This window comes from Yersinia kristensenii (genome assembly GCF_900460525.1).
GTDB lineage: Bacteria > Pseudomonadota > Gammaproteobacteria > Enterobacterales > Enterobacteriaceae > Yersinia > Yersinia kristensenii.
The window spans coordinates 3,432,531-3,454,713 of record NZ_UHIY01000001.1; the positions used below are offsets into that span (position 1 = coordinate 3,432,531).

Below are 22,183 nucleotides of genomic sequence, written 5' to 3' on the forward strand. Positions count from 1 at the left end.
GGTAATCTGGTTTTATTAAGGTTATATGTTTGTAATATCAATTTCTTCCCGTTGACTCCTATTGTAAATATTGATTAATATTTGTGATTTTACTAATAGTAATGGATTGTAACTATGGAAAAAACAACTCATATGGGCGCAAAGGTCTACACTCCACTGACGCTAAAATTGTACGATTGGTGGGTCTTGGGTCTTTCTAATCAATTCGCTTGGCGGTGCCCAACAAAAGAAGTTCTATTGCCCCATTTCCAAAAGTATGTGGGTAAAGAACATTTAGATATTGGGGTGGGTACTGGTTTTTATCTAACTCACTTACCTCAAGGTTCGTTCGTATCTCTCATGGATGTCAATATCAGCAGCTTAAATGCGGCAAGCAACCGAGTTGGGGTGGGACGAGTTAAAGATTGCATCCAGCATGATGTATTCAACCCTTTCCCTAAAAAATTTCATGATAAATTCGATTCTATCTCTATGTTCTATCTTTTGCATTGTTTACCGGGAACATTGACAGAAAAATCACAAGCAATAGCTAACGCCAGAGATGCCTTAAATGCAAATGGCACACTGTACGGTGCAACAATTTTGGGTGAAGAAGCTAATCATAATTGTTTCGGCAAAAAACTGATGGACGTGTACAACGCGAAAGGGATTTTTTCTAATAAGTCAGATAGCAAAAATACATTACAGGCCATACTCTCAACCTATTTTTATCATGTTGAGATCATGCAGATTGGGAAAGTTGCTCTCTTTTGTGCCCAAAATAAAATTTAATAAATCCCCCTCAAACCTTGCTCAATGCGGGGGGTAATGTTAATTAGAGATTGTATTGTGAGTAAATACAATCTCTATTGATTATGCTCGACTGACTCAAACTTGTTAAAAGATGAAGTTAACTATTTTAAAGACCATATTAATGGTTCGTACAATATTTACTCGAAATAAAAAGCAATAAGACAATGACAATAAGGAAGTTTAACGGCAAAAAACTCATTAAAGTGAGGCGGGAAGAGAGGGGGTGAACCCTCTATTATTATTGGTAAAAGCTGTGGTGCTCGGTACTTATTCCGAAGATGTCCCAGCGCTGGTCTACCTGACATCGGGTGTTATCGTCAGCTACCGACACTACCAGACTTACCCGCGTAGTCACGCTAACACCACAATCGGCTGAGCCATCAACCATGGCTCGGAGAGGTATTAAGCATCATTAAATACCACGGCAATGGCTCATGCGATTGTGCATATCATTTCATTATCACAATTGGCATAGGTACTGGAATACGGTTGCATATCTACACGGAGCCACTTTTACTTTTATGCATCCCCAATACCTATGCAATTGTGCAACACCTCAAACGCTTTAGGTTATCCCATCTATCTATCACTGAATGATGTGTTGAATTAATTGGCGAGGGTCAGCGGGAATCAAACCCGCATTATCAGCTTTGAAAACGGAAGTAATATCCATTATACGATAACCGCTTTCAGTGAATAATGATTTTAAAAGCACGACAGATTTTTTCAAGATCCGAAGCAAAAAATCAGACAAAGTGAATTTTTCGGCGTGCATAGTTTTGGAAACACTAAAATCAGCATATTTGATGTGGTTATTAATATTAAAAGTAAACATTCATTTTATAACGTACTACAAATAGACTTTTTTCCATCCTGACCAAAACATGAATCTTTCGAGATACACGTTAAAAATCCATCCATAGGATTAAGAAAGGTAATAAGAAAAATACAAGTAGATAATAAATAATGCATATTCACACATTAAGTGATAATGCTCTTATTTAAAGTGAAGAGTCTATTCCAATTTATCAATTATGGTAAAGGTATTAATTATATATAAAGTACAACATGGATTTCAACTGGGGTTTTTATGTGTAAATATCACTAATGACTTATATGCGATATTTTAATATATAACTGATGTAATTTAAAATATTTAATCATACCATCCTAATGAGGGTTTTATTTATGGGGCAAATAACAAAATCAAAAAAACTTAAATTTCTACCTTACCCAGAATGGTTAGTTAAGGCTGGAATGTCAAAAGGTATTGATCATGATAGACAACATCTAGGCATTATTCTTGCTGCCGGAGAAATTATCCGAGTCCGACAAGTCAATATGGAATTTAAAGGAGGACTTAAATTACGCTTACTTAATGATAATCAAAAAACACAGACTTCGATAAATTTTAATTTTGATTGGATAGAGTTGAGTGTTGATGCTGTTTCAGTACCCTTTATTAATACCCCATATAGTGATGAGATTATACCTGAAATTGTTTTTGAATACCCGGACACATCTAAATTACTGCCTGTTTATGAAAGAGGGGATGACGAGCGAATATTTTTTGAAAGTTGGGATGAACAAGATGCTGAGTTTGGCGTAGTAGAATCAGAATATGTAATAATTTTGGCACCGAAAGCCAGTAAGGACAGACTAAAATCTTTCAGTACGAGTGGAGGGATTGATAAAATATTAGAATTTTATCAAGGCATTCTTGCTTTCAATAACTCTCTGGCAGGTCTGTCTTTTGAACCGCAAAGATATTCTGACGAAAATACACGGAATCGTTATTTTGCTAAAGCAGATAAAGGAGGTGGTGGGGCAGCATATTATTCTAATAATTGGGTCGCGTCATCCTCTGGTTCCATAAATACATTTTGGCTATCCCCCAATTCAACTAATTGGGGCTGCTTGCATGAAATCGCGCATGGTTATCAGGGCGGATTTATTGATGACAAATATTTTTCTACAAGAGAAGTCTGGAATAATATTTATGCTGCCTGCTACCAAGATGTTATGTTAGGAACTGAAAAGTTCAATAAAGGATGGTTATATAACTTCGGCAAACAAAAAGAGGTTGAAAAAGGTATTTTAAATAACATTAGTAATGGTAGGAAAGTCAACTCTTGGGAACCGCGGAGTAAATTATATTTTATCATGCTGATGCTAGAGAAAGCAGGAGTAAATTGTTTTACTTATTTCAATCAGATATATCGTGAACGCAAAAATCTCGATAAAAGCGTACCCTCAGTGTTAGATATGCTCTCAAACAGCTTTGCAACTGTTGAAAATCGAGTTGATGTTACACCATTTATACAAATAGTTGGTGGACATATATCTCAAGAACAATATCAACGTAACTTATTTAGCCATGCAAAGGCAGTGTATCCACTAAATAAAATATTGCAAGGTGATGAATTAAGTTTTGTTAAAAAAACACTAAACTTGAATAGCGAACTCAGTCTTGTTGATGTAGATAATCTTGAGTTTACAGATATAAAAATCAATATGACATTGCAGTTTTCCATAGATGATTTTACTCAGATCTATGGCGAAGAATTGCTTATACTCAATGGTGATAACTATGTGTATAATCAATCTATTATGGATAAAGAACAAACTATATATGATCTTCCCATTGGTGCTTATACATTACGCATCCCTACAGGAAGAAATAAAAAGTATGCACCTCAAAATAATTATTTGATAGCAAACAATGAAGATAGTCCAAAAAATATAGATTTTGTTCACAGAATAGGTTCCTCAATTGCTTCCCAGACAATTTCTTTACGAGGGTTAAATGATTCTACATTTGCAACTATATTTATTGATCAGGAAAATGCTACGGTTATCGTTGATATTACTAAGGAAAAGCCACATTATCATTTCCCTGGTATGTATGCGGGAATAATAATAAAAGATAAAGATAATAATGACTTAATTAATGAAGTGATTACCGGTACTAATCAATCGTTAAGTAAAAATACACTTCCACTGTCTTCTTGTTATTATATTGAGGTCTTTCACAAAGAGCCTGGTAGAATAAAGTTAATTCCGGAATGTAAAGGTGTGATTGATAATAAATCGTCTACCAATACGTTTATTATAACGCCTTATGGTTTGCAAAATATAAAGTTGAATAACGATCCGAAAGTTTTTTTATTAGACAGTATAAATTCTGCAGTAGAGGCACTGCGTAGTCAGCCGATAATGTGGCATGCCAATTTTTCAGAAGCTAAAGATAATATATATTTAGCAATCGATATTTTCCCTAGCCCACGAAAGGAAGCCTTACTTGAACAGTATTCTGATTGTATTTCTCCCTACTATGAAAAGCCTAATGAAGACTTGGGTAATAGATTTAGCTTTGTCTTTAAAGGAATTAATGACCGGATTTTTTTGAGCGCTGAACTTAATTTAGTGACAAAAAAACTTGAAGTGAAACTTATGAGTGGTACTGCCCATAGTGGGTTCAACAGGACATACGCTGTACTACGTTATTTTGATGCGGATGGTAATGAACTGCTTAATCTGGAGGTTATTGGCAGTAAAAAACAGATGAGAAAAACGTGGGAGTTTCCTATATCAGGTTATGGTGGAGAAAAACTCTATCTTCAACATGAGGAACCGAAAAGTAGATTAGTAGTGACTAATATTATGCAAGAGATAAGATTATCATCGCGTCAAAAAACACAAAACTATGAAATAGAATCTTTAGGATTAAGTCATGACACTTAGCCCTGAAAGTCGGCGATTCCTATCAGTTCAAAATCCCAGTCAGAGGACCAGGACTTTGTTAATGCTATGAATGGGGCATAAAGCCCCATTTTTGTATCTGCGGTACATGCTGTTATTGAGTATTCTTGCGACTACGAATGGTCATGGCCAGACGTGCAGGGGAATCTTGTTTGGCAACCAACGGTTTATTAACCCGCGCAGTTTCTACACAAACCATGGTTTTATAGCCATCATTTGGCATATCAACCATGCTGCTGGACAGTTCTGCACCTGGGTTCCAGGCAACCACATCACTTTGGTGATGATGATGCACTTCAATGGTACGTTTCAGCGCGGCATCTTTTATCAGGCTGTAGGCTTCAGGGTGGGTATAGATGCGATCGGTCTGACCGTTAAACACCAAGTCGCCTTGTTGAGTGGCATCAGCCACTTTCAGCACTTTATCAAGGTATTTTTCACCTAATCCACTGATCTTAATCTGGTTGATATCACCAATCTGGAAGTAAGTGTGCAATGCAGCAACTGCTTCATAATCGCCATGTGATTCTAACTCCATTTCGCACTCTTCGCCCAACTTGAAGCGAGCAATCAAAGTGAATGGATGTGGCCAGAATTGACGGGATGCATCACTGTCTTCCAGGGTGAACGTCAGGATAACGCCATTTTCATTCTCATCATGGGCACTAAGCGTCCATGGCAGTAAACGAGCAAAACCGTGAGAAGGTTGCGCTGATGGTCCAAACCAAGGCCAACAAATAGGTACACCACCACGAATAGCGACACCGTCTTTAAATGGCGTGTTATTACTCAACCAGATTACAGGTTGTTCACCGCTCGGCTGGTAAGCCAATAAATGAGCACCTTGCAAGCTAACGGCGGCACGTACTTTGGGATGGGAAACGACCACAATGGGCAGATCATCCAACTGGCGCTGGCTGATGTAAGGTGAAATTTGTTCAACAACAGGTAGGGTGAAGATTTTCTCGTTCATTCGTTTGGCCTTATGAGAAAAGGGGCTGGAGATCCATTGAACTTCAGACTTTCGATAATATCACAGGCTTTAAATCTTGCAGCAAATCAACGATGAAGTCGTAGCGTATCATTGATATTACGCAACTTTTTGTAGTGTCGAAATGGGCAGGGTGGTGAGATCACCGTTTATCAATAATAAAAAAGCCACCCGAAGGTGGCTTTTGGTAGAAATCTACATCAATCCATTATTTGGAGATGTGAGAGATCAAATCCAGAACTTTGTTTGAATAGCCAGTTTCGTTATCGTACCAAGAAACCAGTTTCACAAAGTTGTCATTCAACGCGATACCGGCTTTAGCATCGAATACTGAAGTCAGTTTTTCGCCGTTGAAATCGGTAGAAACAACGTCGTCTTCGGTGTAACCCAGAACGCCTTTCAGCTCGCCTTCTGAAGCAGCTTTGATTGCCGCACAGATTTCTTTGTAAGAAGCTGGTTTTTCCAGACGTGCAGTCAGGTCAACAACTGAAACGTTAGGAGTAGGAACGCGGAACGCCATACCCGTCAGTTTGCCGTTCAGTGCTGGGATAACTTTACCCACTGCTTTAGCAGCACCGGTAGAAGAAGGGATGATGTTCTGGGATGCGCCGCGGCCGCCGCGCCAGTCTTTGTGAGACGGGCCATCAACAGTTTTCTGAGTTGCGGTAGTTGCATGCACAGTGGTCATCAGCGCTTCAACGATGCCGAACTTGTCGTTGATAACTTTAGCCAGTGGAGCCAGGCAGTTAGTGGTACAAGAAGCGTTAGAAACGATTTCCTGACCTGCGTATTCTTTATGGTTAACGCCCATCACGAACATTGGGGTGTCGTCTTTAGACGGGCCAGTCAGAACAACTTTCTTCGCGCCAGCAGCGATGTGCTTACGTGCAGTTTCGTCAGTCAGGAACAGGCCAGTTGCTTCAGCAACAACGTCAACGTTGACTTCGTTCCACTTCAGGTTAGCCGGATCTCTCTCTGCGGTAACACGGATGGTTTTACCGTTAACAACCAGATGGCCGTCTTTTACTTCTACAGTACCGTCGAAACGACCGTGGGTAGAGTCGTATTTCAGCATGTACGCCATGTATTCAGCGTCCAACAGGTCGTTGATTGCAACGATTTCGATGTCAGAACGTTCCTGAGCAGCACGGAAAACAATGCGACCGATACGGCCAAAACCGTTGATACCTACTTTGATAGTCATATATTCCACCAGCTATTTGTTAGTGAATAAAAGGTTGGTTGTAAAATTACAAAAACCTTACCGAGCGTCAAGCGGAATCGTGTCAATTATTGCTACAAATCAAACCAAGGGCGTTAGATCGAACATTAATTACACGTTTCCAGATACGATTAGCCTTATTTCCATATTGGGGCGAATTATTCAGTTTAAAGTGAGAATCAGTAATATTTGCGATTTTTATCACATTTACACTGATGCCCTTTCGATGGCATACAGTTTAGGACAATTTTAACTGCTTTGTTGTTAATTTTTTGTTATTATTAGACGTTGTTTTCGTTGACTTTATTCCCTGCCAGAGAACCGCACAAATGGCTAAAGAACTGAACCCTACAGAAAATATTGAGAAACTGACCGATATTCAGCGGCATGTCACCCAACAGCGGGGGACAGAAGCGCCTTTTAGTGGAAAATTACTGCATAATAAGCGTGAGGGTATCTACCAATGCCTGTGCTGCCATCAACCGCTTTTTATTTCAGAATCTAAGTTTGATTCCGGCTGTGGTTGGCCGAGTTTTTATCAGCCACTTGATGCAGAATCTATTCGCTATATTGATGATTATTCTCATAATATGCATCGTGTTGAGATCCGTTGTGGTCACTGTGATGCGCACTTGGGGCATGTTTTCCCTGATGGCCCGCAACCCACCGGCGAGCGCTATTGCGTAAACTCGGCATCACTGAATTTTGTTGATAACCAAAATGGTGAACAAACCGCAGGGTAAATGCGCATTTTTGTTTCTCATTTTAGGTGTGAAAAATCGATTCAGCTTATTATTCGTTTACTGAGGATGCTCTGATGGAGCTTGAAGACCTGATTTCAGTGATGACACCCGAAATTTACCAGCGGTTGATGCAAGCGGTTGAGTTAGGTAAATGGCCGGATGGTGTGGCACTGACGCCGGAACAAAAAGAGAATAGCCTGCAAATGGTCATGCTGTGGCAAGCGCGCCATAACAAGGATGCGCAGCATATGAGTATCGGTACCGATGGCCAGATAGTGATGAAAACCAAACAAGAGCTGAAGCAACAATTCAGCCAGCCGACACTGGCCAAGTTGAAGCCGGAGTAATTACTAATACATAAATTGAAAGCATAAAAAACGGAGCCGGGTGAGGCTCCGCCAGACTGTTGATAAAGTTGATAAGCGGGGAAATGTACCTAATGGGTCGTAACGGCGTAAGCTGTCGGAGCGCCCATCGGTGCAGTCGCCCCGCCAGTCCCAGTGCAACAAAATAGGTTTATCTTGTTGAGCCAGCCAGTGTTTTTATTTCAGCCATAAACTCTTTCAACGACTGTATGTTTGCCCCTGCTGCATTCATCGCATCGAGAGCTTGTTGGCTGTCTTGTGGTTGTAGATTGACCCCACGGCAACCCTCACTGATGACTGATGTTTTATAACCTAATGTTAATGCATCCAGTACGGTGTATTTCACACAATAATCTGTTGCCAACCCCATAATGAACAAACGGTCAATTCCCTGCTGACGTAACCAATCGTCCAGTGGCGTTTTCGCTCGTCGGCCATTGTCGAAAAAGGCGCTGTAGCTGTCGATATCAGGGTTTTGGCCTTTTCGGAAAATATCGGTAATCGCTTGTTGATTTAACTGCGGATGCAAAGCCGCACCAGACGTATTCTGGACACAATGCACTGGCCACCACACTTGGGTTAATCCCGCCAAATCACCGACAGTCCAGGGTTCTGCCTGTGAGTTGACGGCAAAACTCCGGTGTCCAGCAGGGTGCCAATCCTGACTGGCGATGACCGGTATTTTGTGTCTCAAGCAGGTGGCAATAGCCTGATTGGCAATGGCGATCACCGCGTCACCCTCAGCTACCGCCAGTGCACCACCGGGACAAAAATCATTTTGCAAATCAATTAAGAGCAGTGCCGTATTCATTTACATTCCACCAAATCATTGAGTATCCGTTAATTCGCCCCGCAGGTTTTGTTGCATCAACCGGCGAATGTCTTCGGGAGATAGAGATTGGCTTAATAAATAATGCAATTTGGTCAGCGCTGCTTCCACCGTCATATCAAAACCACTGATAACACCGGCGTGCGCCAGTGCATTGCCGGTTGCATAGCCATCCATATTGACTCTACCAGAAATACATTGTGTCAGATTCATCACCACAATACCGCGGTCGCTGGCATTTTTTAATTCATCTAATAACTCGGCTTTTTGTGGCGCATTACCGACGCCATAGGAGCGAAGAATAAGCGCTTTTACCGGTTGCAACAGGAAGTTACGCACTACCGCCCCAGATATTCCCGGATAAATAGTGACGACCCCAATGGGTTGAGGTGTGATCTTGTGAACAATCAATGGGCCGTTAATAACCGGGGATTCGACTGAGGTCATCCGGCGAATATGAATTCCAGCCTCGAGCAACACGGACAAATTAGGAGAAGCAAAAGCATCAAATCCATCAGCATGCGCTTTAGTGGTGCGATTACCGCGAAAAAGTTTGTTGTTAAAGAACAAACTGACTTCATTCACCGGGTGATTGGCAGCAAGATAGAGCGCGTTGAGTAAGTTGGTTTGCCCGTCAGAACGCAACTCGGCCAAAGGAATTTGCGAACCGGTGACAATCACCGGTTTAGCCAAGTTTTCCAACATAAAAGAGAGGGCTGAGGCAGTAAACGCCATGGTATCGGTGCCGTGCAAAATAACAAAGCCATCATATAAATCGTAATTTTGCTGAATATCATTGGCAATATGCTGCCAGTCTTCCGGCGTCATGTCAGAAGAATCAATCAATGGGGCATATTCATGGATAGTAAAATCTGGCATCTCGGGCCGATGGAACTCAGGCATGAGCGCAAGCTGGCGCTGTAGATGGCCGGAAACAGGAATGTATCCGTTATCTGAGCGCTGCATACCAATAGTCCCGCCAGTATAGGCGACATAAATAGATTTCTTCCGCATGAGTCATATGCCTAAAAAATAGTAAAAAATGAGATGGATGAATTATAGGGAGACTGGCGAGGAAAAAAAGCCCGGCAGGTGCCGGGCGGAGTATTTATCTACTATATCCATCGTAAATAGAAGTTGCAGCGGTGTTAGCTGCACTTACTCGCCCGAATCACTGACCTGTGTCAGCTCATCGGGACTTACTCGTTTGCTGCCGACCCGCAACACCAATTACTTTGGATACCTTTGAGTAATTGACTAGCGCACATCACCACAGGTTAGACATAAAACATAGCGATTCTGCGGGTCATTGAGTGTATTCAATAAGCTGGGCTGATCTTTCACTGCTTGTGCCATCGCGGAAATTGGCGCGGGCAACCAAGCTTGAATTGCCGCAGGTAACATCGCCTGTACTGATGCGCTCATTTGGCCGAAAATCAAATCACTGAGGCTGGGTTCATCAACAAACCAGTTCAGTTGCCAGGTTTTCAGTTGTGCCAGTTCAGCCACTTTTTTAACTGCATCATCAAAGTCACCCAGTTGATCTACCAGACCATTATTTTTGGCATCCATCCCAATCCACACATGGCCTTGCGCGATTTGATCAACTTGCTCTGGCGTTTTGTGGCGGGCGGTCGCGACCAAATCAATAAAGGTTTTATAGCCATTTTCGATATTGATTTGCATCATCTGAGAAAACTCAGGCGGCAAGTCTTTGGTCACAGAAATATTCGCCAGTGGTGAAGTCGCGACACCGTCGGTATGTACGCCAATGCTTTCCAGTGTGTTTTGGAAAGTATTAATCACCCCGAAAATACCAATCGAGCCGGTCAAGGTGCTTGGGTTAGCGATGATATAGTTGGCTGGGGTTGAGATCCAATACCCACCTGAGGCCGCCATTCCGCCCATTGATACCACCAGTGGTTTATTGGCCGCACGTAACGCCGCTAATTCAGTACGGATCAGTTCAGAGGCGCTCACGCTCCCCCCTGGGCTGTTTACCCGCAAGATAACGGCTTTAATTTTTGGATCTAAACGCGCTTGACGAATTTGAGCCGCCAGAGCATCGCCGCCGACATTCCCAGGGGTTTGTGGGCCATCCATAATCGCGCCGTTAGCAAAGAGAACCGCTATCTGTTCGCCTTGTTGTGGGGTTGGCGTCGGTTGGTAGTCATAAATACTGACATAGTTGAAATCGTTACTCTTTTTGTCCCAACCAAAAGCTTTCACCAGCTCATTTTCAACATCTGGACGTGTGGCTAATTGATCAACCAGTTTGCTCGCCAGTGCATATTGCGCCGGAGAACCGCCAGCAGCCTGTAATCCACTGATCACTCCTGCTGCCCCTGGGAACAACTGTTCTGGGGTTAATTGCCGGTTAGCGGAAACTGTAGTCAGATAATTTTGCCATAAACCGCCAATCCAGCGGCTATCCGCTTCCCGAGCGGCTGGCGACATATCATCACGAATCATCGGCTCTACCGCCGATTTATAGGTGCCGACACGGAAGATATTGGTGGTAACTTTGAGTTTTTCCAGTAAGGATTTGTAGTACAGATTATTGCTGGCAAAACCATGCAGATCGACCGCCCCTTGGGGTGACAGATAGATCTTATTGGCAAAGCTGGCTAAATAGTACTGAGTTTGATTATAACTATCGCCAATGGCATAAATGGGTTTGCCCGTATCACGGAATTCCCGTAGTGCTTTCCCAATATATTGTAGAGAGGGCTGATCAGCGCCGGTAAAGTCACTCAGTGATAACACTAATCCAGTAATATTGTTATCGGCCTTTGCCAGACGAATGGTTTCGACCAGATCAAACAGGGAATTTTCCTGTAAGCGATTGCTCGATGCGCCTAATAACTCACGCCCTAATTGGCGCAATTTATTATTAACCGCAGGTTGATCAACGACAACACCACTTAAATTAACTAACAGCGCCCCTTTAACCGGCTCTGTTGGCTTACTTTGGAACTGAAAGTAAATACCGACACCGACCAAAATTAGCAGTATCAGGAAAAGATTAAGAATAAACTCTCTGGCAAAATTCAGCAGACGCCAAGTCCACTTGAAAAAACCAGCAATAATTCGCCACAAAGTGTGCATATTATCTCCAATAAAACCGAGCAAGTACAGTTATCCTAATGACCTGACGAACAAAAGTCAGCTTTAAATCATAGAGAAGTTTAGCTAATAGGTCAGCACTGGTAACAAAACGACAACTTATGCTACCGTGTTGAAAATGAAAATCGTTATTAGGAGAAAATAATGGATGCATTGGAACTGTTACTTAATCGCCGTTCGGCGTCGCGCTTAGTGGCTCCAGCCCCAGCGGGCGAGGCATTGGATCACATTATTCATGCAGGAATGCGGGCACCTGATCATGGCACACTCCAGCCATGGCGCTTTGTTTTAATCCAAGACGAAGGGCGGGAGCGCTTTAGCCAATTGCTACAAGATGCGGTCAAGCACGATGGCTCTGATGACGCGGTGCTGGAGAAAGCGAAACAGGCACCTTTTCGCGCGCCACTGATTATTACAGTTATTGCTCATGTCACAGAAAACCCGAAAGTCCCTAATTGGGAACAAGTCGTTTCTGCGGGTTGTGCCGTGCAAGCGATGCAGATGGCGGCTCTGGCTCAAGGGTTTAATGGTATTTGGCGTACCGGCTCCTGGACGCACCATCCTGTTGTTCGTCAAGGATTTGCTTGCCGTGAACAAGATGAAATTGTCGGTTTCCTGTATTTGGGGACACCGCAGCTGAAATCAGCGACCCATGTGACACCGCCAGATTACTCAACTTTTGTCCGCTATTTCTAAGATAGCGATACTATTTCTCACGCGAAACTGCGCAGCCTGTCGCTTTTATCGGCAATAAGCTGCGTTTTCGCCCGCTTTGTGACCAACCTATCTGCCCGACGGCGGCTCTCTACTTACTAAGCTAAGCTATAGGCGCTACCATAGACACCCTGGACGCATTATTCCAGACTAAGTACCTTACTTACCTATTGATTGAACAGCTGAATCACCAGACGGGAGAGTTTCATGACATCGCCAGCGATACGTCTTACTCAATACAGCCACGGAGCGGGTTGCGGTTGCAAAATTTCGCCTAAAGTTTTGGATAAAATTTTACATTCGGAGCAGGAAAAATTCCTCGATCCTCGCCTGCTGGTGGGTAATGAAACCCGTGATGATGCTGCTGTTTATGATATTGGTAATGGGGTCGGTATTATTAGCACCACCGACTTTTTTATGCCGATCGTCGATGATCCCTTTGATTTCGGGCGTATTGCCGCGACTAATGCCATCAGTGATATTTATGCCATGGGCGGCAAACCGATTATGGCTATTGCGATTTTGGGGTGGCCAATTGATAAACTGGCCCCCGAAGTCGCCCAGCAAGTCATTGAGGGTGGACGGCTTGTTTGCCAACAAGCGGGGATTTCACTGGCGGGGGGGCACTCCATTGACGCACCGGAGCCTATTTTCGGTTTGGCTGTCACGGGTATTGTCGGCACTGATCACGTGAAGAAAAACAGTGCGGCAAAAGCAGGCTGTAAATTATTTCTCACCAAACCGCTGGGGATTGGCATCCTAACCACGGCCGAGAAAAAAAGCCAATTACGGCCAGAGCATCAGGGGGTTGCAACCAAAACCATGTGCCAGTTGAACAAGTCTGGCGCTGACTTTGCGCATATTCCTGGGGTCACTGCCATGACTGATGTGACCGGGTTCGGTCTGCTGGGCCATTTAAGTGAGATTTGTCAGGGTTCGGGTGTTCAGGCGACCTTGCATTTTTCAGCTATTCCGCGTTTACCCGCGGTTGAAGAGTATATTGTTGCAGGCTGTGTTCCAGGGGGAACCGGTCGCAACTTTGACAGTTATGGTCATCTGATTGGCAAAATGTCAGATTTACAGAAGAGTTTACTCTGTGACCCGCAGACATCAGGTGGCTTGCTGTTAGCGGTCTTACCAGAAGCTGAGGCGCAAGTGCATGAAATTGCAGCTCAACATGGCCTGGTGTTCAGTGCTATTGGCGAATTAACTACGGTGGATAACAGCCGAGCACTGATTGAGATAACAGAATGATTTTTTATTTGCTGCCCTTTTTTTTGATACATTCGTGCGGTAAATGATGCGACTTTTTATTGCCGAAAAGCCCAGTTTGGCACGGGCGATTGCGGATATTTTGCCAAAACCGCATCGTCGGGGGGATGGGTTCATTGCCTGTGGTAATGATCAAATGGTGACCTGGTGTGTCGGCCACTTGTTGGAACAAGCTCAACCCGATGCTTATGACAGCCGCTATGCGCGTTGGTCATTGGCAGATTTACCGATCATTCCCGAAAAATGGCAGTTGCAGCCGCGCCCCTCTGTAAGTAAACAATTGAATGTTATCAAGCAATTGTTGCAACAAGCCGATGAGGTCGTTCATGCGGGGGACCCTGACCGCGAAGGTCAACTTTTAGTTGATGAGGTTTTGGATTATCTCGATTTAGCGGCAGAGAAACGGCAAAACGTACGCCGATGTTTGATTAATGACTTAAACCCGCAGGCTGTAGTGCGTGCTGTAGAGCGTTTGCGTTACAACCGTGAGTTTATCCCGCTTTGTGTTTCAGCATTGGCACGAGCCAGAGCCGACTGGCTATATGGCATCAATATGACTCGCGCCTATACTATTCTTGGGCGCAATGCGGGCTATGATGGAGTGCTATCGGTGGGGCGAGTACAGACGCCGGTATTAGGGCTAGTAGTGCGCCGCGATGAAGAAATTGAAGATTTTGTAGCCAAAGATTTTTTTGAGGTAAAAGCCCATATCGTCACGCCAGCTGATGAGCGTTTTGTGGCGTTATGGCAACCGAGTGATTCTTGTGAATCCTATCAGGATGAAGAAGGGCGCTTGTTACATCGCCCACTGGCAGAACACGTCGTTAACCGCATAACGGGTCAGCCGGCTGTTGTGACGTCCTATAATGATAAACGGGAATCAGAAACCGCCCCATTGCCATTCTCTCTTTCTACTTTGCAAATTGAAGCGGCAAAACGATTCGGATTGAGTGCGCAGCAAGTGCTGGATATTTGTCAGCGACTATATGAAACGCACAAATTGATTACATATCCGCGCTCGGATTGCCGATACCTACCAGAAGAACATTTTGCCGGACGTCATTCAGTATTGAATGCTATCAGTATTCATCAGGCCGACCTTTTGCCGCTGGAAGTCATGGACAGTGATCGGCGTAACCGTTGTTGGGACGACAAAAAAGTTGATGCCCACCACGCCATTATCCCGACGGCGCGTGCCAGTAAAGTGAATTTGACGGCTGATGAGAGCAAAGTTTACCGATTAGTTGCACAGCAATATCTGATGCAATTTTGTCCTGATGCACAATTTCGTAAATGTGTTATTGAACTGGATATTGCAGGGGGGAAATTTATCGCCAAAGCTCGTTTTCTGGCGGAGGCGGGATGGCGTACCTTGCTCGGCAGTAAAGAGCGGGATGAAGAAAATGAGGGCGCACCATTGCCGGTGGTTGAGAAAGGCGCTGAATTACTGTGCGAACGTGGAGAAGTTGTTGAACGCCAGACCCAGCCGCCTCGGCCATTTACCGATGCCAGTTTGTTATCTGCTATGACCGGCATTGCCCGTTTTGTGCAGGATAAAGAACTGAAAAAAGTATTGCGCGCTACTGATGGTTTGGGAACGGAGGCCACACGAGCGGGGATTATTGAACTGCTGTTTAAACGAACTTTTTTATTTAAAAAAGGCCGTTATATCCACGCCAGCCCGGCAGGACGCGCATTAATTCATGCGTTACCCGATATCGCCGCTCGGCCCGATATGACGGCTCATTGGGAATCAACACTGACACAAATCAGTGAAAAAAACTGCCGCTATCAGGATTTCATGCAACCGCTGGTGGCCACATTGCAGGATTTAATCAGTCAGGCAAAACAAAATCGGTCACCTCAGGTTTTTCGTGGGTTGCCAGCCGCTCCTTCTGGGGCGATAAAGAAACGTAAGAAAACGCCGACCAAGACCAAGGAGACTAAGTCATGAGAATATGGGTAATGCTAGGGTGCATAGGGTTTGCCGCACTTATTTCCGGTCAGGCTTTAGCGAACCGGAATAATGTTGATGTTGTCGTTCCTTTACCTCCCGAAGTTTGGAATAACTCATCAAATCGCAACAGTAATCCATGTACCCGTTGTTGTATTTATCAAAATCAAAACTATTCAGAAGGTGCGGTACTGCGAGTTGAGGGCGAAGTTTTACAATGTGTGCGTGACCCTAACGTGATTGGAACTAATCCATTGATCTGGAAAAGATTAACCCGATAGTGATTACCGTTTTTGGCGGATAAAAGCCTCTAATAATGGGATGTCGGCGGGGGCCAGAGGGTAGTGATGGACATCCTTTGGTATTAGCCAGGCGAGGGCGGAGTGGCAATGTAACACAGGCTCACCACAGAAGCTTTCAATGTGCCAGGCATGTAGTCGGATGGTGCCTTTCGGTGAATCCCACTGATTGGTCGCAACATATCTGGCTATCGCCGCGTCAATATTTAACTCTTCGGCAAGTTCGCGTATCAATGCTTGCGGTTGGCTTTCTCCAACCTCGACTTTCCCGCCAGGGAATTCCCACAAACCCGCCTGATCGCGATGTGAATCTCGTTGTGCCAATAAAATCTTACCGTTTCGTTCAATAATTGCCGCGACGACATCAATCATTTCTATTTGCCTGATGACAGAGGTTTACTTATTTTTTTTGTAAAACAGCTCTATATAAATAAGGTATGCCTCAAATTCTAACATAGGATTAGAGTGCGAATTCAGACCACACAGGGGCGTGGTCTGAGGGTTTTTCCATACTTCTAATATCGTAATCAATGCCAGTGGCAATGCAGCGAGCTGCCAGAGGGTGGCTCGCCAGCAATAAATCTATGCGTAAGCCTCTATTCTCGTCAAAACCACGTGAACGGTAATCAAACCATGAAAATTGGTCGTTACAATCGGGATTTGCTGCACGGAATGTATCCACTAATCCCCAATTTTGTAAACGCTCCAGCCATGCACGTTCTTCAGGTAGGAATGAACATTTACCCGTACGCAACCAGCGCTTGCGGCTCTCTTCGCCAATACCAATATCCATATCTGTTGGGCTGATATTGACATCTCCCATAATTAATACTTGGGCATCAGATGACAGTTGCTGTTCCAAGTACTGCTGTAAGTCAGCATAAAAACGCTCTTTAGCCGGAAATTTTATGGGATGGTCACGGCTTTCCCCTTGGGGGAAATAGCCATTAATCACGGTTAATGGGCCTTGTGGTGTCGCAATATCAGCCATAATAATACGGCGCTGTGCATCTTCTTCATCGGTAGGAAATCCACGTCGCACGGCTAAGGGTTCATTCTTGGTTAACAATGCAACACCGTAATGGCCTTTTTGTCCATGATAAAAGACGTGATAGCCATGCTGACTGACTTCTTCAAGCGGAAACATATCATCATGTACTTTTGTTTCTTGAAGTCCAATAACATCGGGTTGATGTTGTTCGATTATTGCAGCAAGTTGATGAGGTCGAGCACGTAGGCCATTGATATTAAAAGAGACAAACTTCATAGTCAGCACCGAATGTTCGCTAGAAATGATTACGAATATTAGCAGATGTCGAATAAAAATGTAATCCATAATAAGAGAATAACCTATAGTCTATTATAAAAAACAGAGAGTGAAGAACTACGGAAGAAAAGAAATTCAAAAAAATAGATTAATAATATTATATGGGTGGCAAAGGAGTCACTATATTATTGGTTATTAATTCCTCCAGGTGTTAATATATATTTTATTTTTCAATATTGATTGATATAGCATGAATTCTGTATGGTTAAAATAACTATAAACTTGTTATCATATTTTTACGGTGATTATCATCACCAAAATCTATTGATAGGCCCCGCTTATTCTTCCTCGAAAGAAAAATGGATTCAGCTACAGATCAAGCTCTTACAATTATTAACTATTTTTTTAATTATAAATTTCAGCAATGATTTTTGTTTTTTCATATTTGACAGCATTATCTGATTTTGTAACAGGCAGAATAAAAAATAGTTATTTAATATCATAGATCTACATCGATTTGTCTGTTAAAAATGTTTGTAATGTTAGGGTGATAATACACAAAATCGCCAAAACTTTGATTGCAAAAAATGTAACTTCACGTCGTTAGTGTCTACGCGAAAATAATTTTTGATAATATATCTATAAATTATTCTAAATCCAACGGGTGTTTTTTTTATTATATATTAAAGAATATCTACAGTTAGCATTATACACGTAGGCATGCTTGTTGTTTTTTCTGATTAATTTTTACGCAAAACAAAGGATTGGTGAATTATGTTTCTATCTCGTAAGTTTGAGGCCTTTATGGCTGTAGTTGAAAATGGTTCGCTGAGTAAGGCTGCAAGAGTGATGAATAGAACTACACCTCCTGTAGCAAAGTCTATTAAAGACTTTGAAAGTATAATAGGAAAAAAATTATTTAAGCGAGAGAAGTTTGGCATGAGTTTAACTCGGGATGGCGAGGTTTTATATAATGATCTAAAAGATTTATATCAGCAAGAAAAAGAAATAACCAAAAAACATCTTACCGGTCATGTTTCTAATGTTATTAATATTTATTACGACTGGGGAAAAAGTGAAAAACTGACGAAATTGTATAAAGTCGCTGAGAAAAATAACATCCAAGCTAATATAATAAAATTTTATTATGAAAATATTGATGAGATTGGAGATTATGATGGAAACTCGCTGATACTTTCATCGGAAAAAATAACCAGTGACAGATTTACACTATTGAATGAGGTTCCAGATAGCGGTTTTGGTATTTATGGTAGAAAAGATATAATTAATGAAAGCCCGGACGTAATAAATATTCTTCATAATAATACGTGGCTGTGTAATCCAACTTTATATAGAAGTAAGTTCGTTAAGGATTTAGAGGAATTTGTTAAAAAACAATATGATAAAGTTAGTGTTAGGCAAGTGGATAACTTAGCTTGCTGTTTGGACTTTATCTATTCAGGTAGATATATCTGTATTACAGACTCTATCATGGATAATTTTAATGGTGATTCAAAATTGGATTTCATAAATTTAGCCAATTTCCAAGATGAAAATAAATTGTATTTTTATAAATCAAGGTCGCATTCAAGCGTACTAAATGGGCTAATTGACTATATTTATAGTCTAGTATAACTATTTAATATTATTCATCTTTTTCAGTGAGGGTGACTAACTTTCCCTGATTAGAGCTATTTAAATAAAATTATTTATCTGAATATTAGGAATATTATAAGGAGATGGTGGTGGGGGAAGGATTCGAACCTTCGAAGTCGATGACGGCAGATTTACAGTCTGCTCCCTTTGGCCGCTCGGGAACCCCACCACTGAGTTCGTGGTTTAATTAATGATACTTGGCCGTGCTATTCTTTTGAAGATTCTCACCTTCCCCTTAAGTGCTTATCTGAATTCTTGATACAAAATCAGTTTGCTGCTTAAGGTTAAAAATGGTGGTGGGGGAAGGATTCGAACCTTCGAAGTCGATGACGGCAGATTTACAGTCTGCTCCCTTTGGCCGCTCGGGAACCCCACCACTGGCCTATCTGCTTAACAACACTGTCTTGGTAAGCGGGGCGCATCATATCAAATGAAGCGCCCCTGTAAAGACTTGAAATGAAAAAAATAATTCATTCGGTGTTTTTTTGTCCGCGACGATGATTATATGGACAAAAAACATCAGTTTATTGTGTGTTTACAAAATAACAGTTCGGTTACCGTAAACAAAAACCCGCTGGGCTAATACACGATAGAGCGCCCGGCTCAGTACATTTTTTTCAACATCACGTCCGGCACGCATCATATCTTCGGCGGTATATGAGTGATCAACATGAATCACATCCTGCATAATAATTGGGCCTTCATCTAGGCTGTCATTGACATAATGCGCAGTAGCACCAATGATTTTCACACCACGCTCATAAGCTTGATGATATGGACGGGCACCGATAAAAGCAGGTAAGAATGAATGGTGGATATTAATAATTTGGTACGGGAAGCGCTGCACAAATGCAGGCGTTAATACGCGCATATATTTTGCCAGCACAACATAATCTGGTTGATATTGCTCAATTTGTTCAATCAAAAGTTGATCATGCTGTTCCCGAGTGAGCCCTTCATGACTAATCAAGTGGAAAGGTATATCAAAGCGCTCCACTAAATTTTGTAACGCATCGTGGTTGCCAATGACGGCGGCAATCTCAACATCCAGACCGCCGTAGGCGCTTTTCATTAATAAGTCACCCAAGCAATGTGCCTCTTTGGTGACCATAATGACAATACGACGACGCCCAGCAGTATGCAATTCGCGGTTGGTCCCTTCTGGTAAAGCATCGTCCAGATCGGCGAGTAGGGTGGTATCGTTAAAAATACCCTCAAGCTCTGTACGCATGAAAAAGCGACCAGTCAGATGATCGACGAATTCATTATTTTGCACGATATTCAGTTGGTGTTTGTAGCAAATATTAGTAATTTTTGCGATTAAACCTTTGGCATCAGGGCAAATGGTGCGTAACACTTTCTTTTGTACATTCTGGTGTGGCATAAGGTGGTAAATCCTGTCTTAACATGACTTGATGTTATGTAAATGTTCGATGTTACGGCAGATAAGAGAACGATCTTACCGTCAGCGCCCGCAGCATTTCTTATATTTTTTCCCCGAGCCACAAGGGCATGAATCATTTCTACCCACAGATGGCCGGATTCCGTCAATATAGTACCAGTGTTCATTTATGCGAAGGAAGCGAGAACGTTCATGCATGGAGCTTGTCGGGGTACTATTTGTATCAGTAAAACAGGTTGTATCAGAAAAACGAGCGATAAACTCAACAAATGCCTCATCATCACGATCACTCTCGATTTCAGCAATGACTGTTAATCCGTGCCATGTAGTATTACTAAAACTTTGAATTATTCCCTCACGCCATTTTTGCGCATTGCAGTCGGGATGCCAAGTTTTGACCAGGTAATCCACATTCTTTTTCACGTAAGCGCTATAGCGGGAACGCATCAATACTGCCGGGTTAACCGCAACTTGAGTACCAAGAATATAAGGTTCACAACATTCTTGATATTCAAGTGTACTGCCACAAGGACACTGTTCTAACAAAATTTCTCCCAAATAATCAATATGCCGTGATAACCGCGAGTTACTCGTTAGCGGCCGATCAACACGAGTAAAGTCGAGTTGTGGTGAATAAGACGCTATCTTACCTAATCATGTGGTGAGGTTCAAAGCTGATAGTCCCGTAAGAAATAGAGTACAATGAGAAGTTTTGTGATTCATATCACAAAAATACTTGACCGCCGTTTCATTTTGGATTAACTTTGTAACTGTGATGTGTGTCACATAAAAATAAAGATATTGACTGGAGCTAACCATGAAACTGATTAATAAAGTTATCGCAATGTTTGAAAAAATGAATGTCTCATTCGGTACCATTAACGGTTAATTATTTCATTATTAATCCGTAATTTTTCATAATATTTTGGACGAAATTCGGTTCACAGGCGATGGCTCTGAGTTCATTACAGACAGACCATAAAGTAACCATGCAATATGCATAACCTGTTACTCGTGTTTTTTATCCGATGATGTTTCGCCTTTTGAGCGCGAATTCCTGAATATTAACTCTAAATAGCTACCGAAAAGGTGGCTATTTTGCTTTTTATCTATTGTTAATGATAATAAAATTTAAGCAATAGAGTTAATAAAGTAATTGTATATTATCCATATATGTTTCTTATGATTTACTTATTGGTTTGGATCTAGCTTTTTCACCATAAATACACTCAATGGGTCATAGGTATAATGGCTGAACTGAGCAGTCAATTCAAAACCTTGCCGTTGATATAAGCTTATTGCTTCAGGTTGTAACACTCCTGTCTCAAGGTAAACTTCCTTTACTTTTAAAGTATTAGCTTTGTCAATCAAAGCGGACATCAACAATGATGCAATACCATAACCTCGACAATCTGGCGTGACAAAAACGCGTTTAACTTCAGGGACGCTATCCCTTGGTAGTACCAGAGTCGCGCATCCGACAATGCGACTGTCCCATTTAGCGACATAAATATATGTTTTTATCTGAGCCAAATTCTCTATAGGCTCCGCATGATTGCTTTCTGCGGGGTAGAGTGCCGATTGATACGCATCTAATTGATTAATTAATGTAACAATCTCAGGGATAAACCGATCCATTTGGCATATTTCAATATTCATCGTATGTCTTTTCGTCCCCGCGCTATATCTTAGCCCTGAAATGTAAAGTATTTGTATCAAAATAGCAGAAGAATAAATATTCACTATAGTTATATAAGTAAGGCTACAAAGTAAAAGAATAAATATACGT

Annotated in this window: 20 protein-coding genes and 2 tRNA genes; 10 read left to right on the plus strand and 12 right to left on the minus strand. The window is 42.2% G+C overall.

Annotated elements, in window-relative coordinates:
* Positions 1 to 114: 114 nt before the first annotated feature.
* From DX162_RS15745 to DX162_RS15755, 3 genes are all read left to right on the plus strand, one after another.
* Positions 115 to 771, plus strand: a complete 657-nt coding sequence (locus DX162_RS15745) for a class I SAM-dependent methyltransferase (protein WP_032819961.1) — start codon at positions 115 to 117, stop codon at positions 769 to 771.
* A gap of 244 nt (positions 772 to 1,015) precedes the next feature.
* Entirely contained in the window at positions 1,016 to 1,168 is a 153-nt protein-coding gene (locus tag DX162_RS22315) for a hypothetical protein (RefSeq protein WP_004390930.1), read from the plus strand.
* A gap of 812 nt (positions 1,169 to 1,980) precedes the next feature.
* Positions 1,981 to 4,536: a putative mucin/carbohydrate-binding domain-containing protein gene (locus tag DX162_RS15755; protein ID WP_172460436.1), complete on the plus strand. Its 2,556-nt coding sequence runs from the start codon at positions 1,981 to 1,983 to the stop codon at positions 4,534 to 4,536.
* Positions 4,537 to 4,648: 112 nt separating this feature from the next.
* Here DX162_RS15755 and DX162_RS15760 read toward each other — a convergent pair whose 3' ends face one another.
* Complete coding sequence (locus DX162_RS15760) at positions 4,649 to 5,527, minus strand: D-hexose-6-phosphate mutarotase (protein ID WP_004390927.1); 879 nt, start codon at positions 5,525 to 5,527, stop codon at positions 4,649 to 4,651.
* Between the two features lie 226 nt (positions 5,528 to 5,753).
* Positions 5,754 to 6,749: a glyceraldehyde-3-phosphate dehydrogenase gene (gapA, locus tag DX162_RS15765; RefSeq protein ID WP_032819960.1), complete on the minus strand. Its 996-nt coding sequence runs from the start codon at positions 6,747 to 6,749 to the stop codon at positions 5,754 to 5,756.
* Between the two features lie 347 nt (positions 6,750 to 7,096).
* On the opposite strand from gapA, the gene msrB reads away from it, so the two are divergent.
* Together msrB and DX162_RS15775 are read left to right on the plus strand one after the other, a co-directional pair.
* On the plus strand, positions 7,097 to 7,510 hold the full coding sequence (gene msrB / locus DX162_RS15770) for a peptide-methionine (R)-S-oxide reductase MsrB (RefSeq protein WP_004390925.1): 414 nt from the start codon (positions 7,097 to 7,099) through the stop codon (positions 7,508 to 7,510).
* A 74-nt stretch (positions 7,511 to 7,584) separates the two neighbouring features.
* Positions 7,585 to 7,857 (plus strand): YeaC family protein, encoded by a 273-nt coding sequence (locus tag DX162_RS15775; protein ID WP_004390924.1) that lies wholly within the window; start codon positions 7,585 to 7,587, stop codon positions 7,855 to 7,857.
* Positions 7,858 to 8,026: 169 nt separating this feature from the next.
* On the opposite strand, the gene pncA is transcribed toward DX162_RS15775, so the two are convergent.
* From pncA to sppA, 3 genes are all read right to left on the minus strand, one after another.
* A complete protein-coding gene (gene pncA, locus DX162_RS15785) occupies positions 8,027 to 8,686 on the minus strand; it encodes a bifunctional nicotinamidase/pyrazinamidase (RefSeq protein ID WP_004390923.1) in 660 nt (219 codons plus the stop codon).
* 15 nt (positions 8,687 to 8,701) lie between these two features.
* Positions 8,702 to 9,718, minus strand: a complete 1,017-nt coding sequence (gene ansA, locus DX162_RS15790) for an asparaginase (protein ID WP_004390922.1) — start codon at positions 9,716 to 9,718, stop codon at positions 8,702 to 8,704.
* Between the two features lie 243 nt (positions 9,719 to 9,961).
* A complete protein-coding gene (gene sppA / locus DX162_RS15795) occupies positions 9,962 to 11,812 on the minus strand; it encodes a signal peptide peptidase SppA (RefSeq protein WP_032819959.1) in 1,851 nt (616 codons plus the stop codon).
* Positions 11,813 to 11,974: 162 nt separating this feature from the next.
* Between sppA and DX162_RS15800 the strand changes: the two genes are divergently transcribed.
* The 4 genes from DX162_RS15800 (at position 11,975) to DX162_RS15815 (ending at position 16,051) form a co-directional block, all read left to right on the plus strand.
* On the plus strand, positions 11,975 to 12,526 hold the full coding sequence (locus tag DX162_RS15800; protein WP_004390918.1) for an NAD(P)H nitroreductase: 552 nt from the start codon (positions 11,975 to 11,977) through the stop codon (positions 12,524 to 12,526).
* 225 nt (positions 12,527 to 12,751) lie between these two features.
* Complete coding sequence (selD, locus tag DX162_RS15805) at positions 12,752 to 13,798, plus strand: selenide, water dikinase SelD (protein WP_098080828.1); 1,047 nt, start codon at positions 12,752 to 12,754, stop codon at positions 13,796 to 13,798.
* A gap of 46 nt (positions 13,799 to 13,844) precedes the next feature.
* Complete coding sequence (locus DX162_RS15810; RefSeq protein WP_004390915.1) at positions 13,845 to 15,770, plus strand: DNA topoisomerase III; 1,926 nt, start codon at positions 13,845 to 13,847, stop codon at positions 15,768 to 15,770.
* Complete coding sequence (locus tag DX162_RS15815) at positions 15,767 to 16,051, plus strand: DUF1496 domain-containing protein (protein ID WP_032819958.1); 285 nt, start codon at positions 15,767 to 15,769, stop codon at positions 16,049 to 16,051. Before DX162_RS15810 ends, DX162_RS15815 begins: the two co-directional genes overlap by 4 nt.
* A 3-nt stretch (positions 16,052 to 16,054) precedes the next feature.
* On the opposite strand, the gene DX162_RS15820 is transcribed toward DX162_RS15815, so the two are convergent.
* Both DX162_RS15820 and xthA read right to left on the minus strand, forming a co-directional pair.
* A complete protein-coding gene (locus tag DX162_RS15820) occupies positions 16,055 to 16,441 on the minus strand; it encodes a pyrimidine (deoxy)nucleoside triphosphate diphosphatase (protein ID WP_004390914.1) in 387 nt (128 codons plus the stop codon).
* An 88-nt stretch (positions 16,442 to 16,529) separates the two neighbouring features.
* Positions 16,530 to 17,336 carry an exodeoxyribonuclease III gene (gene xthA, locus DX162_RS15825; RefSeq protein WP_032819957.1) on the minus strand — a complete coding sequence of 269 codons (807 nt, stop codon included), beginning with the start codon at positions 17,334 to 17,336 and terminating at the stop codon, positions 16,530 to 16,532.
* A gap of 774 nt (positions 17,337 to 18,110) precedes the next feature.
* Between xthA and DX162_RS15835 the strand changes: the two genes are divergently transcribed.
* Positions 18,111 to 18,971: a LysR family transcriptional regulator gene (locus DX162_RS15835; RefSeq protein ID WP_098080829.1), complete on the plus strand. Its 861-nt coding sequence runs from the start codon at positions 18,111 to 18,113 to the stop codon at positions 18,969 to 18,971.
* Positions 18,972 to 19,076: 105 nt separating this feature from the next.
* On the opposite strand, the gene DX162_RS15840 is transcribed toward DX162_RS15835, so the two are convergent.
* The 5 genes from DX162_RS15840 to DX162_RS15860 all read right to left on the minus strand — a co-directional run bounded on the left by DX162_RS15840 (position 19,077) and on the right by DX162_RS15860 (position 22,053).
* Positions 19,077 to 19,161: transfer RNA gene (locus DX162_RS15840), tRNA-Tyr, on the minus strand.
* 122 nt (positions 19,162 to 19,283) lie between these two features.
* A tRNA-Tyr gene (locus DX162_RS15845) sits at positions 19,284 to 19,368 on the minus strand.
* Between the two features lie 159 nt (positions 19,369 to 19,527).
* Positions 19,528 to 20,376, minus strand: coding sequence for a formyltetrahydrofolate deformylase (gene purU / locus DX162_RS15850; RefSeq protein ID WP_004390910.1), 849 nt, complete (start codon positions 20,374 to 20,376; stop codon positions 19,528 to 19,530).
* An 81-nt stretch (positions 20,377 to 20,457) separates the two neighbouring features.
* Positions 20,458 to 20,940 (minus strand): YchJ family protein, encoded by a 483-nt coding sequence (locus tag DX162_RS15855; RefSeq protein WP_004390909.1) that lies wholly within the window; start codon positions 20,938 to 20,940, stop codon positions 20,458 to 20,460.
* A 645-nt stretch (positions 20,941 to 21,585) separates the two neighbouring features.
* A complete protein-coding gene (locus tag DX162_RS15860; protein WP_004390908.1) occupies positions 21,586 to 22,053 on the minus strand; it encodes a GNAT family N-acetyltransferase in 468 nt (155 codons plus the stop codon).
* Between the last annotated feature and the right edge of the window lie 130 nt (positions 22,054 to 22,183).